Annotated in this window: 16 protein-coding genes; 9 read left to right on the top strand and 7 right to left on the bottom strand. The window is 36.9% G+C overall.

The window, feature by feature from the left end; translation table 11 throughout:
- Positions 1 to 2: 2 nt before the first annotated feature.
- From FM071_RS09255 to FM071_RS09225, 7 genes are all read right to left on the bottom strand, one after another.
- Positions 3 to 1,166, bottom strand: a complete 1,164-nt coding sequence (locus FM071_RS09255) for a TniQ family protein (protein WP_193110717.1) — start codon at positions 1,164 to 1,166, stop codon at positions 3 to 5.
- Positions 1,167 to 2,039, bottom strand: a complete 873-nt coding sequence (locus tag FM071_RS09250) for a TniB family NTP-binding protein (RefSeq protein WP_193110716.1) — start codon at positions 2,037 to 2,039, stop codon at positions 1,167 to 1,169.
- A 7-nt stretch (positions 2,040 to 2,046) separates the two neighbouring features.
- Positions 2,047 to 3,924 (bottom strand): Mu transposase C-terminal domain-containing protein, encoded by a 1,878-nt coding sequence (locus FM071_RS09245; RefSeq protein ID WP_193110715.1) that lies wholly within the window; start codon positions 3,922 to 3,924, stop codon positions 2,047 to 2,049.
- Entirely contained in the window at positions 3,921 to 4,571 is a 651-nt protein-coding gene (locus FM071_RS09240; protein WP_193110714.1) for a TnsA endonuclease N-terminal domain-containing protein, read from the bottom strand. The genes FM071_RS09245 and FM071_RS09240 overlap by 4 nt, the downstream gene beginning before the upstream one ends.
- A 241-nt stretch (positions 4,572 to 4,812) precedes the next feature.
- Positions 4,813 to 6,048: an OprD family outer membrane porin gene (locus FM071_RS09235; protein ID WP_193110713.1), complete on the bottom strand. Its 1,236-nt coding sequence runs from the start codon at positions 6,046 to 6,048 to the stop codon at positions 4,813 to 4,815.
- Positions 6,026 to 8,041 carry a putative bifunctional diguanylate cyclase/phosphodiesterase gene (locus tag FM071_RS09230; protein ID WP_193110712.1) on the bottom strand — a complete coding sequence of 672 codons (2,016 nt, stop codon included), beginning with the start codon at positions 8,039 to 8,041 and terminating at the stop codon, positions 6,026 to 6,028. The genes FM071_RS09235 and FM071_RS09230 overlap by 23 nt, the downstream gene beginning before the upstream one ends.
- Positions 8,028 to 8,849, bottom strand: a complete 822-nt coding sequence (locus tag FM071_RS09225; protein WP_193110711.1) for a substrate-binding periplasmic protein — start codon at positions 8,847 to 8,849, stop codon at positions 8,028 to 8,030. The genes FM071_RS09230 and FM071_RS09225 overlap by 14 nt, the downstream gene beginning before the upstream one ends.
- Before the next feature lie 302 nt (positions 8,850 to 9,151).
- Between FM071_RS09225 and FM071_RS09220 the strand changes: the two genes are divergently transcribed.
- The 9 genes from FM071_RS09220 to FM071_RS09180 all read left to right on the top strand — a co-directional run bounded on the left by FM071_RS09220 (position 9,152) and on the right by FM071_RS09180 (position 16,453).
- Complete coding sequence (locus tag FM071_RS09220; RefSeq protein WP_193110710.1) at positions 9,152 to 10,027, top strand: hypothetical protein; 876 nt, start codon at positions 9,152 to 9,154, stop codon at positions 10,025 to 10,027.
- 66 nt (positions 10,028 to 10,093) lie between these two features.
- Complete coding sequence (gene petA, locus FM071_RS09215) at positions 10,094 to 10,630, top strand: ubiquinol-cytochrome c reductase iron-sulfur subunit (protein ID WP_193110709.1); 537 nt, start codon at positions 10,094 to 10,096, stop codon at positions 10,628 to 10,630.
- Between the two features lie 15 nt (positions 10,631 to 10,645).
- A complete protein-coding gene (locus FM071_RS09210) occupies positions 10,646 to 11,860 on the top strand; it encodes a cytochrome b (protein WP_193110708.1) in 1,215 nt (404 codons plus the stop codon).
- Positions 11,861 to 11,870: 10 nt separating this feature from the next.
- Positions 11,871 to 12,839: a c-type cytochrome gene (locus FM071_RS09205; RefSeq protein WP_193110707.1), complete on the top strand. Its 969-nt coding sequence runs from the start codon at positions 11,871 to 11,873 to the stop codon at positions 12,837 to 12,839.
- Between the two features lie 80 nt (positions 12,840 to 12,919).
- Positions 12,920 to 13,405, top strand: coding sequence for an RDD family protein (locus FM071_RS09200; RefSeq protein ID WP_193110706.1), 486 nt, complete (start codon positions 12,920 to 12,922; stop codon positions 13,403 to 13,405).
- A gap of 46 nt (positions 13,406 to 13,451) precedes the next feature.
- The gene (locus FM071_RS09195) at positions 13,452 to 13,970 is read left to right on the top strand and encodes a hypothetical protein (protein ID WP_193110705.1); all 519 of its coding nucleotides are present in this window, start codon (positions 13,452 to 13,454) and stop codon (positions 13,968 to 13,970) included.
- Positions 13,971 to 14,024: 54 nt separating this feature from the next.
- On the top strand, positions 14,025 to 14,990 hold the full coding sequence (gene moaA, locus FM071_RS09190) for a GTP 3',8-cyclase MoaA (protein WP_193110704.1): 966 nt from the start codon (positions 14,025 to 14,027) through the stop codon (positions 14,988 to 14,990).
- Between the two features lie 9 nt (positions 14,991 to 14,999).
- Complete coding sequence (locus FM071_RS09185; RefSeq protein WP_193110703.1) at positions 15,000 to 15,758, top strand: 7-carboxy-7-deazaguanine synthase QueE; 759 nt, start codon at positions 15,000 to 15,002, stop codon at positions 15,756 to 15,758.
- A 113-nt stretch (positions 15,759 to 15,871) separates the two neighbouring features.
- Entirely contained in the window at positions 15,872 to 16,453 is a 582-nt protein-coding gene (locus FM071_RS09180; RefSeq protein WP_193110702.1) for a 6-pyruvoyl trahydropterin synthase family protein, read from the top strand.
- Positions 16,454 to 16,458 lie beyond the last annotated feature (5 nt).

Below are 16,458 nucleotides of genomic sequence, written 5' to 3'. Positions count from 1 at the left end.
TCCTAGTCGGCTCGCCGTTGATAAATTTTTACGAACTGCTTATGAATACTAAAATGACATCCAACAACATGAGCAACACTTTGTTGGGTAACTTTTTGATTATTTTGCTTGAGATAGTTAATAGCTCCTATGACTTCAGATTCACTAATCTCTCTACCAATTTTATTTTCTACGGGAACAAGGTCTTGAATTATGCCAAGATACCAAAACGGTATATTTTTAAAACCATGAATAAAATCTCTATGCGTCAAGTTGTTTTCTTTGATAAAAGCACGAAAATTACGAGGGAAATTTTGGAAAAGATGATATACCATCGCAGTTAGTAAAAAGTTTTCATAAATCAGGGAAGCTTTTTTTGAATTATACTTACTAAGTTTGGCTTGCAACTCTTGGTATTCATGAAGCAGTGGAAAATTGCTCAGTTGTAAATTTTTAAGAGATTTTAACATAGCGTATAAGTTTGTGAAAGCTTGAAAAATCCACAGAGAGTTGATTTTTTCATGATCAATAATAAAATAGCCGTTTTTGAGTCCTGTTTCAAACCATTCAACAGCTTGGATGCCGTAACGATGTTTGTCATTTACTTTTTTCGGTCGTGTTTTTCGTAAATCTCTGCCACAGTTGTGGCAGTACACAATTGCATCACTCAGAGCCATTTTGTGAAACCGTATTCGTTCAAAGCAACCTCCACATCTATCAACAAGATACACTTGATGCTTTGGACAAGCATTATAAAAAAGATAGCGCCACTGTTTTCGAAAATAGGGTGTTTTGTCTTCTCTCAAACATATAGGGCAAAACATAAGCCCATAGTGTGTGCGCTTGTCCAGCAGTTTTCTGATCTGTTTTGGAGGGTAGAGGCACTTATTGCATGCAAACAAATATCCCTCTTCATTTCGTAAAGACATTTTTAAAATTTCGGAAACAGACAGCCGGCTTTTATCTGCCAAAATAGCAAACAGTTGTTCGTCATATCTAAAGTCAAGATCGATTCTGCTGAGATTTGCTCCCTCGTTTTTAATGTAGGTGGTTGTAAAGAGCGACAGGGTTCTGCTGTGTGCAAATGCGGTGCGTGTTAGCCATGAGCTAAGCAGTTCATCCGGAAGGATTTTTGGGATGATATGAAACTTGTAATCCTCTATCCAGTTCCGTTTGCGTTTATACATTTAAGAGAGTGTCGGTAGATACTCTATATCTTCGAGAACGATTCTTTCTCGTCCGGATTTTATCGCTTTGACTGCCGCTTTTTTTAACAGATTGACTGTACGACCTATAAGCCCCTCCGATGCATAATACAAGGCACTCATAATTTCAGCATCTTTGACAAGATTGGATGCCTCTTTTAAAGGAAGACAGGTCTCATAAGTTGCAACAAAAGAACGAAATTTTTTGTCATTACTCCATCGTGGCAGTTCGATAGAAGGAAACCGAGAACTCGTCTCTCCGCTTATGTTGAGTGCGGAATGTGCTTCTCGTGTACCGGCAAGAACAATTCTCAAAGAGAGTTTGTTACTGAGTAGTTTAAGATCATTCACAAAAGCGCGCTGTTTTGTGAGGTTGCCTGTAAGTGCAGAGTGTATCTCATCTATTAGGATCATTTTTGTATTGAGCTTATTGAGATAGTGTTCTGCTAATCTTGCTTTCTCAAGCACTTTTTCTGTTCCTTTATGGGGAACATGTAGTTGGTCAAGAATATAGCTGTAGAGTTTACTCTCATTTGGGCTGTTTGGAGCTTCAAAGTAAATAATGGGTATCTCGTAAATAGTATCACCATTTTCATCAACTTTATCCAAAGTTGTTTTGTGCAGATCGTAAAATTTTCTCAAAATGGCTGTTTTACCGTTATGAGGGTCTCCATAAATCAATAGTCCTTCATGGCGAAGCTGTTTTGGATCGTTGAATTTGTCTTCGAGTAGCTCAAGTAAAGTGACTGCCGCACTGTAACCTATCCAAACATCCTCCTTGCAGCAGATAATTCGTTCTTCATCGCTTTTGTCTAGGTATTCGTGTGCTTTTCTTGTTAATCTTCTTTGTGTCATCTTTTTCTCAATCTACAGGATAATACTCAAAATCACTATCATCGTTTTCAATGATAGTATGATTTTGAGCTGTGTTTTTTGCCACCTCAGGAATCTGTTTTTTTTCAAACTCTATTGTTCTTTTCATATGCTTTTTGGAACTTTTAGCCCGCCTTACCGATTTTTGTTCTCTCTTTGATTTTTGAGCATACTGATATAGCCGTTCATGTGCTTCAAAAATATCGTGTGATTCTATCCCTCTTCCCGTTACAGCTTTTTTCGCTTCGGAGATTGCACGGCGAAGCTCTTTGAGATTGATTGCCGGTCGTTTTATATCTGCATAGGGAACAATGATATAATCGTTAACGTCATCGTCAAAAACATAGATTTTACTAATGTCTCTGGGGTCTCTTCGGCAGAGTACTTTTTTTGGATGAATATTTTTTGTAATTTTTTTATAGCTTACCGGAATAATCCATTTACGCAGTGTTTCGGAAAAATAGGTGATATGATCGATAGTGATACCGTTTTTCTGTACTGTACGCTCCATTGCAGGAAGCAGTGCCATACGCAGCTTGAGTGTATTAGCGGGTACCGTTGGCAGAAAAGGTATGGCACCGTCTTCAACCCCGAGCATTCCTTGGTAAAATTTCTCTTCCGGTGTCATGCCGATTGAGCTGTGAACTGATTTATGGTAAATATTGACAATAAATTCAAGAAACCATTGTTCAAGTTCTTTGAGTGTTAACGATGCCTCTTTTTGAGAATTGTAAGTACCTTTTTCATTGATGTTTGAAAAAGTACTTCCGGGTAATTGGTGTACTTTACCCATAGCCGTTTTTATGGCACTTTCTACATGTCCGCCGAACTCCGGTCTTGCAACAGGGCGTAAAATATGTGTGATGCGGTACTCTTCGGCAAATCTTTTGAGGCTTTCACTACGAAATTCAGCCGCATTATCCATATGGATCGCTCTTGGTAATCCATAGACGGGCCATTCCCCTTGAATATTATGATATTGCAAAAGGTCATCTTTTGGAAGAATAGCATTGAGAAGTGTCTGTCCGACGCTGAAATAGCTTGGCGCTTCAAGAGAAATGTAAAATCCAAAGATCATTCTGCTGTAGACATCAATTGCCAAAGTTATATATGGTCTTCCTATCTCTTGGCGTGACTCTTCATCTACGATTATGACATCCATAGGAGTATGATCTATCTGTATTACATCAAGCGGCATATGTACATCGGGGAATTTTCCCGGTGTCCCTCGAGTATCTCGAACACTGAGTCCTTTTCTATTTTTTGCAACTAGTTTTGGACTAAGTTGTGCAATGCGGTTTCGAACGGTATTTAAAGTTGGTGCTTTAAGCCCTGCGTTTTGGCATTTATTTTGGATTTTTAAATGGATATATGAAAGTGAATATTGTTGTTTGTTTAAATAGAGTTCATCTATAACAGACTGTATAATTGCTTCAATCGATGGATCAAGTCTTCCTTTACCTTTCGCTCCACAGTTATCGAATGAGTTGGCAAGAGCAGTGATTGTTCCGTATGCTTCAAACTTCTTTATCCATCTGTAAAGAGTTGCCGGACTTTTTTTGTGTTGTTTTGCAATTTTTTGAACATCTTTTGTGGTTCGTTTTTCAAGTTCTAAAAGTGGCTTGATAATGAGATAACGCTCTTTTGCTTCTGAAAATTCCGTATCACTTATATCAACAAGCGTTTTCTTCGAAGCAGTGATATTCTTTGGATCTTTGATAATTTCATTGATTTTTATGATTTTTTCTTTGTATGGAGGGTGCACCTCTTTTGCAAGCACTTCACTAAAAGAAGCGTATCCTTTGATGACATATGGAGTGTCATTATAAATAATTCTCCGACCTATATCAAAACGGACGATACTCATAAAGCCGGCTCTATAATGGAATACATACTGACTTTTGTATTATGTAAGTCGGTTGTGAGTTTACCGGCAGCGACCAATCCCCAAATAGCATTGGCTGCGATAATAAGTTCTTTTGGATCATTAGTTAAAGTGTTTGCTATCTTTGAGGCGGTAGTAGCATCTGTAAAATTGAATGATAAAATCTGATTATCATATCTTTTTTCTCTGCCATGAGTTTTATAGCGATACAAGAAATCCAAATTATCTATATAGACTTGCGGATAGTTTTGCTCTGTAAAAATTTGAAAGTCTAAGTTAAGATCATCACATGCTTGGCGAATAGATGCAAATTTTTCCTCAAAGTATTCTTTCTTTTTTTCGAGTTCCTGCGTATATTTTACTTCGACTAGCGAATCATCTATATTCGCTGCTTTATCATACCGGACATAACAGTCTGCACTGTATGTTTTTATTCTCTTTTGGAAATCTATAGAGATTTGAGGTTGTTCCTGATATGAAATAACATTGTCATCAAATTCCAGTGTTAAAAAGAAAGTTTTCTCCAGCTTGGATTCATAAGCAACCGACTTACCATTTTTTATACTGGGAAAATGACCTGTGACAGAGCGATAGTTCTTCTTAATTTTGCGTTGAGGAAAAGTAATCATAGTGTTTAAATTATACTATACGAAAGTAAACATATCTATTATCATACTTTATTGATATAATATCAATCTTTAATGATGCTTATAATTAAGAAAGATAAGGAAAAAATTAATTTAGATAACTGTATAATACTTAAAAACAAGGCTTTAAACATGCAAAATGAATATTCTCATACTTTTTTGAATCTATCAATGGCTGCAAGATCCAATAAAGTATGAGAATATATCTAAGATAAGGGCAGCTCTAAAAATTAAAATTATAAACCATTCTAAAATCCTGTCTACTCTCACGGGATGAACCAGCTTTTTGGTCTTTGAATGAGTAAAGCAGTTCAAATTTTGATGCTTTATTCAAAGTATAGGCACCGTAAAAGATGGACTCTATGTAGTTATCTCTATTATAACCTGATGCGGCATTGACATTGACAGAGCCTGCTTTTATTTTCAAATTTTTCAGAGGATAGAGTATGAACCTTGCACCATATGCCATACTTGGTTCATAATTGCTATAGCCCTGCTGCCAATCGGTATACATAGGCGCAGACAGAATTGTTGCAAAACTGTTGGAAAAGATCTGGTTGTAAGAGAGTTCAGCTCCAATCTTTTTGTTGAACATGCCGCCTACTCTTGCACCTATCATTTTAGAGTCAGATTTTTTGTCGTATCTGTTACCGCCGGCTTGAAATTTTATGTAACTCACGTCTCCATAAGGCAAGCTGTATTTTGCATCAAGATAGCTGTAATCTTCTATAGCAATATGGCTGCCGCTATTACTCTTTTTTGAGAGTGGTAGAACATACTGAGCACTTATATAAAGGTTTTGGATACTTTTATTTGTAATATAGAGAGAGCCAAGACCATCTTTACCCCATTCGTCATCATGGCGTAAAAACCCGTTGTCTTTGGAAGCAAAACCGCTGTAGGCTCTGACATAAGATAGCTCTATCATCGTATTTGCTATATCTCTATTTTTTACAACACAAGCTTCATAAACAGCAGGAAGTGTTCTAAGCTGTAGTATATCTATAATGGGAGTTTCTAATTGTTGACGGCCTATTTTCACTTCGGTGTTTTGGTACTTATATTGTAGATAAGCTTCACCTAAAAAGTTGATATCATCCCCTGTTTTTCTCTCCAAAAGACTTGTACCACCTTTTGGATTTGCAGCGGTGTAGTCGGAATAGAGACCGGTGTTGAAGTTCCCATAGTAGCCGATGCCAATCTTTAAACCCCGATAGGACAGGCTCTCATACTTCATAATACCACCAAAAGTGAGTGCTTTTGTGCTTGGATCCGGTGTTTTCTCAAAGGTTCGAACCATATAGAAAAGTTTTGTGTCAAAAGAGATTTTTCCATTGTGAAGCGATTGGTAGATGGAATCTGATTGATTTGTAGAGGCTATGGCACTATTACTAAGTGCCAGGAGTAAAAAACAATATGTGACAAGATAGCTCTTTTTATGAATTTGCAACAGCTTCATGATAACTCTTCATGAGTTTATTTATAAAAGCTTTCTCATCCAATGGCTTGGAAAAGAGGTATCCTTGGATAAGGTCACATCCATACTCTCTTAGCAATGCCAACTGTTCTGCGTCCTCCACCCCTTCTGCAACAACATGAAAATCCAGATTGTGCGCCATAGTGATAATCGTTTTAACGATTGCCTGGGATTGAGGCTTTGTGACAATCTCATCGATGAAAGATTTATCGATCTTAAGTTCATCAAGAGGAAATTTTTGCAGATACTGTAAAGAGGAGTACCCTGTACCAAAGTCATCGATGGAGAGATTGAATCCGCTCTTTTTGAGGCAATTCATGATATCAATGAGGTGTTGTATATTTGTAACGGTTGCTTCTTCCGTTATCTCAATAGTAATAAAATTCTCAGGCAGGTTGTATTGTCTTGATAATGCGGTAAGTTGATCACAAAATCCATCAATGGCAAAGTGTGTAGGCGATATATTGATGGCGATGCTTTGTATGCTCGATTGCTCTATAAGTGCTCGATTCTGATGAATGAAATCAAAAACTTTCATCATCACCTGTTTTCCAATTTCAATAATCAAACCTATATCTTCAGCAATAGGAATAAACTCAGCAGGAGAGAAGAACTCGCCATCAACTGATTGCATCCGAACCAATGACTCTGCAGAATAAATCACTCCATTTAAATAACATTTTGGTTGAAAATTGACAATCAAACGGTTGTTCTTAATCTCTTCTCTAAGTACCTCTTCAATTCTAAGACGTCTGTCGATACTAACTTGCATTTTGGGATAAAATAGTTCTATTTGATTTACACCTTTTAGCTTGGCGCGGTGGAGTGCATTGTCCGCATTTTTGATTATTGTATCAACGTTACTCTCTTTACCAAATAGTTTGATGCCAATACTAGCACTAATGTGATATTCCAGTTGCTTTATTTTGAGAGGCTCTTGTATAACTTCTAGGATATGTTGTCCATAATCGAGTGCTGTTTTTTTCGCTTGCTCAATATTGGTGCCCATATCCTCAATAACAAACATAAAAATATCACCTCCGAGACGACCGACATCTTTTTCGTTGATATTAAGCAAAAGAAGTCGTTGTGCAACCTCTTGTAAAACAAAATCACCCATTTGGTGTCCCAAAGAGTCATTGATGAACTTGAAGTGATCTATACTGATAAGAAACAGTGCATGATACTGCTGTTTTAGATACTTATGCTGCACTATCTCTTTTATCTGTTTTTCAATTGCTTTTCGATTGTAGAGATTCGTCAGTGAATCATGAAGTGTTTGATACTCAACTTTTTGGTAATGCGTATGAGCCTCTTGGCGCATATAATTAATGGCTTTTACTGTATCGTCAAGTTCATCGGCAAACTTGTTTTTTGATCTTTGCAATGCCAATGGGGACTGTTTTTTTTCTATGTCGATTTTGTTGACATAGTGTTGGATTGTTACGAGATGATCAGAGATCAATCGTTTAAATATATAGGTAATATAAAATATGATTATCACAATAAGCAATATACTCTGCAGTACGAGAATGAGAACAGATGATTCAATATCTTTTAATATCGACTTCGTTGAACCTGCAAGTGTAAGTTTTCCGAGAAAAATCTTTTTTCCATTATCATTATGGTACAAATCAACTGATTTTTTTATATTTACATCTTCACTATTTCCAAGCTTGATGATATTTTTGCCGTTTTCATCACTTATTTGTACAAATGTTATCGAGCTATCAAGTAAAAATTCCTGTGCTTTAATTTTAAGTGCTTGGGTATCAATTCTCCAAAGAGCTTGCGATATGATTGATTTATTGCTAGTGAGTGTGTTTTCAACACTATTTGTTATTTCAGAAATTTTTGTTTGATACTGCTCATAGGCAAGCATGAGAGAAAAGAGTAGGGTTGATATGATTATGATACTTGTAACATGGAGTATAAAACGACTTGAAAGTCTACTTTTTTTATCAATTGTATTCAATACTATTCTCTTTTTCAATGATACTTGTTTTGTTCACACTATACGATCTTCGCTTTGCGATAATAGCGTCAATGGTGCCATCCATTTTCATCTGATTGATGACTTTATTAAATTTATCCAGTATATCGACATATGTCGAATTTTTATTGATAAGTAGTCTGAATGCTACTGTTTTTATTGGGTATGGATTCATGATAATCTTTTTGTACCCTTGCGAAAGCGTATTTCCGATACGTACTTTTTTCTCAATAAAGTCTGTAGCTGTGTAACCGTTGGCAATATATATATCAGCTCTCTCTTTAATCAGCATCTCAAATGCGTTCCCTATATTTGGAACCCACTCTATCTTGAATCCTTTTAAATTTGCCTGTGTCCATCCCGCACCAAGTGCTTCGACGATTTTAAAAGGTTTTAAATCTTTTAATGAGCGTACGGACATTATTTCATGTAGATGAGGATTGTTTTTGTTGACAAATATATATTCACTACTTAGCAAAATTGGATCGGATGCTTTTGTAAACAAACTTCTCTCTTTAGTTACAAGGGAGACCATCCCATCGGAAGTTCCATTTTTTACCATTTTTTGTGATCTGTTCCATGGATAGACGTCAACTTTCAAAGGAGTATCAAGACGATGAAACGCTTCTTTCATAATATCGTATAGGATACCGGTAGGTTTTCCATCAGCACCACGGTAGATGAGTGGTGGATAATCTTCGTCATCAGTCCAATAAAAAGCCTTACTGCTATCTGCCTTGACAGAAGAAAATATTAAGAGTATTGCTACTAAAAAATGTAAAATTTTCATTTTTGCTCCTTCGAGGCAAAGATTAAAATAAGAGTATTTTTAGAGTTTAATGAAGTGTCAAATATATCATTCCATTTATTGTCTTTATAGATATATGTGACTAATTGCATAGTAAGTCTCCATCATCAAGCTATTTTCTTAATTGTACTCCCTTCCACTCAAAAATTAACTTAAATTATTTTTTTTAGATTGCTCTTAGTGTTTATACTTAAAAGAGTTATATTTTATATGCAAAAATCATTCAAAAAGATAAAGAGTAGACTTTAGTTATTGTATAATCTTGTAAAAAAAAGAGAAAAAAAATGTTTGATAAAAAGACTTATTACTATGTACATACAGGTCACCGTATAGGATTGGACAGATTTCGCAGGGCTGCTGCTATCTTAAATACTTTAGAGGATGAAGATATTACACTCTTGACAAGTGATTATAGAATTGCACAGATTGCCCGTGATTTTGGCATCCAAAAGAGTGTGGGCATTGATGTCGTTCGTAATATTCCTCAGATATCACATAATGGTGATAATTTAATCTTTGATTCAGAGGAAGCAAATCCTCTAATGCTTGAAGATATGCGGGATTATTTTTCGGGATTTGTTCGTATCAGTGATGATAAAAATGATGTAAAGGCAGCAAAAGAGTTTTTAGTATCTCCCTATTTGCAGGGAGAAGGTATCTGCACTTGTATTCCTGTTGATGAGAGATATTTCGGCAATTTTGAGAAGAGTGTGGAGTTGACCTATTTCTTCGGTGATGATGATTATGAAAAAGATCTTGAAAAGCATTTTGACTTTATTGAGGAGTTAAATCCAAATCTTCAACTGGGATTTTATTATTTTTTAGATTATGAAGATATATTGAAAGAAAAATTTGTAAATCATTTTGAATTTGAAGAGTATGAGGCGATGATTAAATCTACAAAAACACTCATCACGGCTTCCCCGCAAGCGGTATTTGATTCGCTGGCCGGTGGAGGCAAGCCTGTCTATTTTCAAAGAGAGGACTATACAAAAGATTTTGTGCCGTTGTTTGAGAACTTAGGTGTTCCGATTGTAAATAATTATGATAAAAATCACCTATTTGAGATAATTGAAACAATAAAAAATAGAAAATATGAAAAAATTGAAAGAAATAGTAACAAAATTGCTAATTTTATAAAAGATAGCTTAAATTTATAAATAATTAAAACTTATTTGGTATATAATAAGACTTTAGAATAAAAATTTCACAAGAAGTGAGCGAACATGAAAAATAGTAGCCGTAGAGGTTTTATGGGTAAAGCATTTGGTGCTGTTGCCGGCGTTGGCGCAGTAGCTTCTTTATATGCTATGAAAAGAACGTGGGATCCCTTACCAAGCGTAAAAGCAGCGGGATTTACGACTCTTGATATGTCAGCATATAAAGAGAATGAACTTGTTACTGAGAAATGGAGAGGGAAACCTATCTTTGTTCTCAAGCAAAATGCAGAAATGGTTAAAAAAGCGCAAGCAAATCCGAAAGATATGGAAAGACTTATTAAAATAGGAAATGACTATTTTATGGTATGTGTAGGTCTTTGTACACACCTTGGTTGTATCCCTGGATATAACCCTGATGAACAGAGTTTCCTTTGTGCTTGTCATGGTGGTATGTATGATTTTACTGCAGAAGTGACAAAAGCTCCACCACCACGTGGACTTGATATTCCTCCGTTTAAAATTGATGGTATGAAGATAGTTCTTGGTGAAGAAGGACCTGAATATAAGAAAATGCTAGAAACTGGCGTTACTCTTAAAGTATAGGTGAAAGGAAAATAAATGGCACATTTTACAAAAGCAACAAGCCTGCATGACTGGCTCAATCAACGCTTAGCAATTGATACGCTTCGTCGTGTTTTAGCAACTGAGTATTGGATTCCGAAGAACATTAACTTCTTATGGGCAATGGGGATGGTTTTAGCTATCACTTTTGGTCTATTGTTAATTTCTGGAATCTTCTTATTGATGTATTACCAACCAAATGTTAATTTGGCATTTGACAGTGTTAACTACACGATCATGCAAGAAGTCGGGTATGGCTGGCTATGGAGACACGTTCATGGTGTGGCTGCATCAGTAGTCTTCCTTGTGATCTATATTCACATGTTTACTGGGATCTATTACGGTTCATACAAGAACGGCCGTGAGATTATCTGGCTTTCTGGTATGCTTCTTTTTGTTGCATTCTCAGCAGAAGCGTTTTCTGGTTACATGCTTCCATGGGGGCAAATGTCTTACTGGGCAGGTATGGTTATTACTAACCTTTTCTCTGGTGGTTCACTGCATGCAGATGGTTTAGTTGAGTGGATTCGTGGGGATTATGTTCCTGCACAGGCATTCTTGAACCGTTTCTTTATGCTTCACGTTCTTCTTATTCCTTTGGTTATTTTAGGACTTATCGGTCTTCACTTCGGTGCACTCCGTATTCCTCACGTAAATAATCAAGATGGTGAAGAAATCGATTTTGATGCAGAAGCGAAAAAATATTTGTCTGGTGATAAAGCAGGTTCTAAAGTAATCAGATTTGCAAATGACTTTATGTCTAAAGATATGATGGTTGTTGGAATCTATTTGATTTTCTTCTTCTATTTAGTCTTCTATCATTATGATTTCGCAATGGATCCGGTGAACTTTGACCCTGCAAATGGACTCAAAACTCCTACGCACATCTATCCTGAGTGGTACTTCCTATGGTCTTATGAGATCTTGCGTCCATTCTCAACGAATGTTGGTCTAATTGCGTTTGCTTTTGCACAGGTTATTTTCTTTATGCTGCCGTTCTTAGACAGAAGTCCAAATGCAGTTCCTGCATCACGTCGTGGTCTGTTTAAATATTGGTTCTGGGCAATGCTTATTGATATGATCATACTGACTGCAATGGGTAAAGTTCCACCTGAAGGTCTGTTTAGTACAATTGGACTTTATGCAGCACTAACATTTATTGGTCTATGGATAGCACTTCCATTCATCACTAAATTTGAAAAAAAAGTTTAAGGAGTAAAAAGTGAAAGAATTATTTATATTAGTGGTTGTAACTGTTTTTACTCTTTTAACATATTGGTTAGTTGAGCCTTTTGCACATTCACAAATGCACAAACATTATGAGAGTGAAGGTTTTGCTTACAAAGATCTTCCTGCACTCACTAAAAAAGGTGACGCAGCTCGTGGTAAAGATCTAGTTATGGGTGCCGGTGCATGTACTGGTTGTCATGGTATCAAAGCAGCTGGTATGCCGGCTCCTATGGATCCTGTTACTGCAGCACAAAGTTATGGTGTTAATCCACCGGATCTTTCAAATGCAGGTGCTGTATTTGATCCTAAATTCTTAGCAGCGCTCATTAAAAACCCAGCTCACGCTTTAATGGTAGAGCACAAATTTGACCCTGCAAAAGGACAAATGCACCCAATGACACAATTCTATGGTGCAGGTGGAGATTTAGATCAGGAAGTTGCTGACATGGTTGCTTACCTACAGTCTATCGCTCCAAAACCTGAGGAATTGACACCAAATCAAGCGTTCGAAACTGCTTGTGGTAGATGTCACGCTATTCATTATGAATACAACAAAGAGGGTGAATTACATCCTGCATGGACACAAATCGGTGAAAAACCTGCATTTAAACATAAACAAGATGAGTTGATGTTTGAGAAAAATGTACTTGATTATCAAGATGCATTGAAAAAATATATGGGAACTTTACCACCGGATTTAAGTATGTATATCCGTTCACGCGGTGAGCACTACATTAAAACTTTTGTTGAAAATCCTCAAAACTACCTCAAAGGAACTGCAATGCCACGTGTTGGTGTAAATGCTGTTGCTGCTGAGAAAGTTATTGAACACCTTGAAGATGTCGGTGATTCAAAAAGATTTAAAAGAGAAGAAGTCGGTAGAAATGTAATGATATTTATGTTTATCTTTGCAATCTTCGCTATTCTTTGGAAAAAAGAGGTCTGGAGAGATCTTCACTAACAACTCACGCAAAAGGGAATTTTCCCTTTTGCTCCTCTACATTACTCCCCTTAAAGAAAAACTTCGTTACAATCTTTTTTATGAGATTCAGAGATATTAAAAAAAATAAAAAACGCAAACAACAACTTCAAGAAAAAAATAAAACACAGATACGTTATGCCTCGTATCCCGATCGTATCAAGGCGCTCATTACTGATATGTTTATGATATATGCCCCTATACTCTATTTTATCACCTATGTAGTCATGGGCAGTAAAGAGGCGTTTCAATCTTCTCAGTGGGCACCGTTTTTGGGTGTGACACTCTATGCCCTCATCTATGCACTTTTAATTTCCAAATTTGGGCAAACTCCGGGTAAAAAAGCCTATGATATTAAAGTCGTGGATGATACAACACATGAAAATATCAGCTTCATTCGCGCATTTGTCCGTTTTATAGCTTTTTTGTTTTCGGCAACAATTTTGCTTGGACTTTTAACTCCTTTTTATCGCAAAGATAAAAAAGCACTGCATGATATCATCTGCTCTACAATAGAAATAAGTGTCGATAAACCGTTAAGCGTTTAATATTTTCCATCTTTGAGTATAATGGCTTTTATATAAAGGGGTTAATATGAAAAAAATATATTTGTTGATTGCAGCAATGATGTCGCTATTTTTTGTTTCATGTTCGAATGTGGAAGTTGGATTTGAAGAAGAGAGCATCTTTTACCAGGGTGGAGTAGTCTATATCTATCTCGATAAAGATATGGATTCTAATGAAAAGTATGAGGTCTATATCAATGGAGAAGATACAGAGATATCTTTAATGCCGGGATATAAAACACGATTTGGAATAAAGCCGGGAACTACAACAATAGAGATACACCACGGTAATGAAAAAGCAGCGGTTACGATGCAGCTGAAATCTTCGAAGAATTACTATCTGCGTGTTCAAAAAGACAGCCATGGCAAAATGGAAATCATCCATATAATCCAAGAGTCAATCGGTGATAATGTAAAAAATACTCCTTTGTATGTAGATGAGAAAGATGAAAAACCAGGAGCAACACAAAAAGTAGAAAAAAAATCTGAACCTCAAAATAAAGAGGGTGAAACAACCTTTTACTATGATCCGCTTGAAGGTGAGTAAAGCAAATTTCAACTAGAGCGGATATAATACAAATAATAAACAATAGGAAAATATATGCTCATAGACAGCTATGACAGAGTCGTCGATTATATTCGTGTTTCGGTGACAGAGAGATGTAACTTCAGATGCCAGTACTGTATGCCGGAAAAACCTTTTTCATGGGTGCCAAAAGAGAATCTGCTCTCATTTGAAGAACTTTTTGAATTTATGAAAGTAGCCATTGATGAAGGTGTCAAGAAGATTCGTATAACAGGTGGAGAACCGCTTCTGCGTGAGGACCTTGATAAGTTCATTAAAATGATCTATGACTATGCACCCGATGTTGATCTGGCAATGACAACCAATGCATTTTTACTCAAAGGAACGGCACAGAAGCTAAAAGATGCCGGACTTAAGCGAATAAACGTAAGTATAGATACTTTGAAGCCGGAAGTCGCACAGGCAATTGCGGGTAAAGATGTCTTGAAAAATGTACTCGAAGGTGTCGATGAAGCACTCAAAGTAGGACTGAAAGTAAAAGCGAATATGGTGCCTATGAAGGGTATGAATGCTGATGAGATTTCAGATGTTTTGGAATATTGCAAAGCTCGTGATATTACGGTACGTTTTATAGAGTATATGGAAAATGCTTACGCAAAGGCGGGCATTTCGAAACTAAGCGGACAAGAAGCTTTAGATGAACTTTCCAAAAAGTACAGTTTTGTCTCTGAGGGCTATGATGGAGCTTCTCCGGCGAAGTATTATAAAATGGATGATGGATACAGATTCGGGATTATCGAGCCCTATGGAGATGACTTTTGCAAGCAGTGTAACCGTATTAGATTGACAGCGGAAGGACAGCTTATTCCATGCCTCTATTTTGATGAAGCGATGAGCATTGCAGAGTCTGTCAAGCGGGGTGATATTAAAGGAGCGGCAGCTGTACTCAAAGAAGTCGTCCGTACAAAACCAGAGAAAAACCGCTGGGGCGGAGAAGATGATGAAGTATCTACCCGTGCATTTTATGAAACCGGTGGATGATACAGCATAATGGTCTATCTCGTTGAACATTTTTACTCCATTCAGGGCGAAGGAAAATATGTAGGTACTCCTTCACTTTTTTTTCGTTTTGGCGGATGTAATATGCGTTGTGAGGGTTTTGGCTGTATTGAAAAAGCGGATGACGGCGTTGAGGTCCTTGGTTGCGATACTGTCTATGCTGTCAATAAAGAACATTTTTCCCATACTTGGATACCAATCACAAAGCCGCAGGAACTCTTAAGTGTTTTGGAACTTTATGATCTGCCATGTGCTGTAGATATTGTCCTGACCGGTGGCGAGCCTTTGATATATGCCAATGATGAAGTCTTTGTGACTTTCCTTGAGCTTTTGATTGCCAGAGGGCATCAGGTGACATTTGAGACGAACGGTTCGCTAAATATTGATTTTGAGCACTATCCGGTCTATAAAGAGTGTGTATTCGCTTTGTCGGTAAAACTTGCCAATTCAAAAGAGCCTCTTTCCAAACGTATTCGCGGAGATGTCATTTACAATATTGCCTCAAATGCAAAAGATGCTTTTTTTAAGTTTTCCATAGATAGAGACTCTATCGATCTGGCACTCGAAGATGAGATAGAAAGCATCCGGATCCATTCACCAAAAACAAAGGTCTACTGCATGCCTGTTGGCGGTACAAAAGCAGAAGTTGAAGCCAATACTGAGCCGCTTATAGAGTTTTGCAAGGCAAAAGGCTACAATTTTAGCGACAGACTGCATATACGTATCTGGGATGCGAATAAAGGAGTGTAGAGTTCTTGCTGACATCGTTTTGTAAGCTTATTTACAAGGACAAATCCTCCCCGCTGGTCTGAGCCTTATAAATAATCTTACAAAACAATGGGAAAACTCTTAAGGAGAGAAGTATGATAATCAGAAAATTATTCAAATTTGAAAACGCTCACGTAGTTCGTAGATGCTCGACAGTAAAATGCAGAAGTTCTGTCCATGGGCACTCCTATAAAGTTGAGATCCTTTTTGAATCAAATTTTTTGGACAATGGTCAGATGGTTTATGATTTTGGTCTGATGAAACAGAACATGAAAGATCTTGTTGAGAGTTTTGATCATGCGATTGCATTGTGGCGTGAGGATGATGCAGAGTATCTGCGTGATATGAAAAAACACTCTGCACGTTGGGTTGAACTTCCGGTTTCTCCTTCTGCAGAACAGTTCTCACGTGTTATTTTTGTTATGATAGACAAACTGCTTGGTCTTACCTCTAAAATAAATGGAGAAAAAGAGGTGAAACTGCACTCTGTCATTGTCCATGAAACAGATACAGGCTATGCACAGTGTTTTGAAGCTGATGCCTACTCCAAAGAGATGGGTGACATCAATCTTTGTGAGATAGATTTTTCTCCACAGGTCAAAGAGGATTTTAAAGATAGAAGATTGTGGGAAAAGATTTTAAATGAGGAGACTTTTGTCAATCCTGATTCTGTTTAAAAATT

The organism is Sulfurimonas paralvinellae, assembly GCF_014905135.1.
Lineage (GTDB): Bacteria > Campylobacterota > Campylobacteria > Campylobacterales > Sulfurimonadaceae > Sulfurimonas > Sulfurimonas paralvinellae.
Note: the sequence above shows the minus strand (reverse complement) of the source record. Positions and strands in the feature narration are given on the sequence as shown.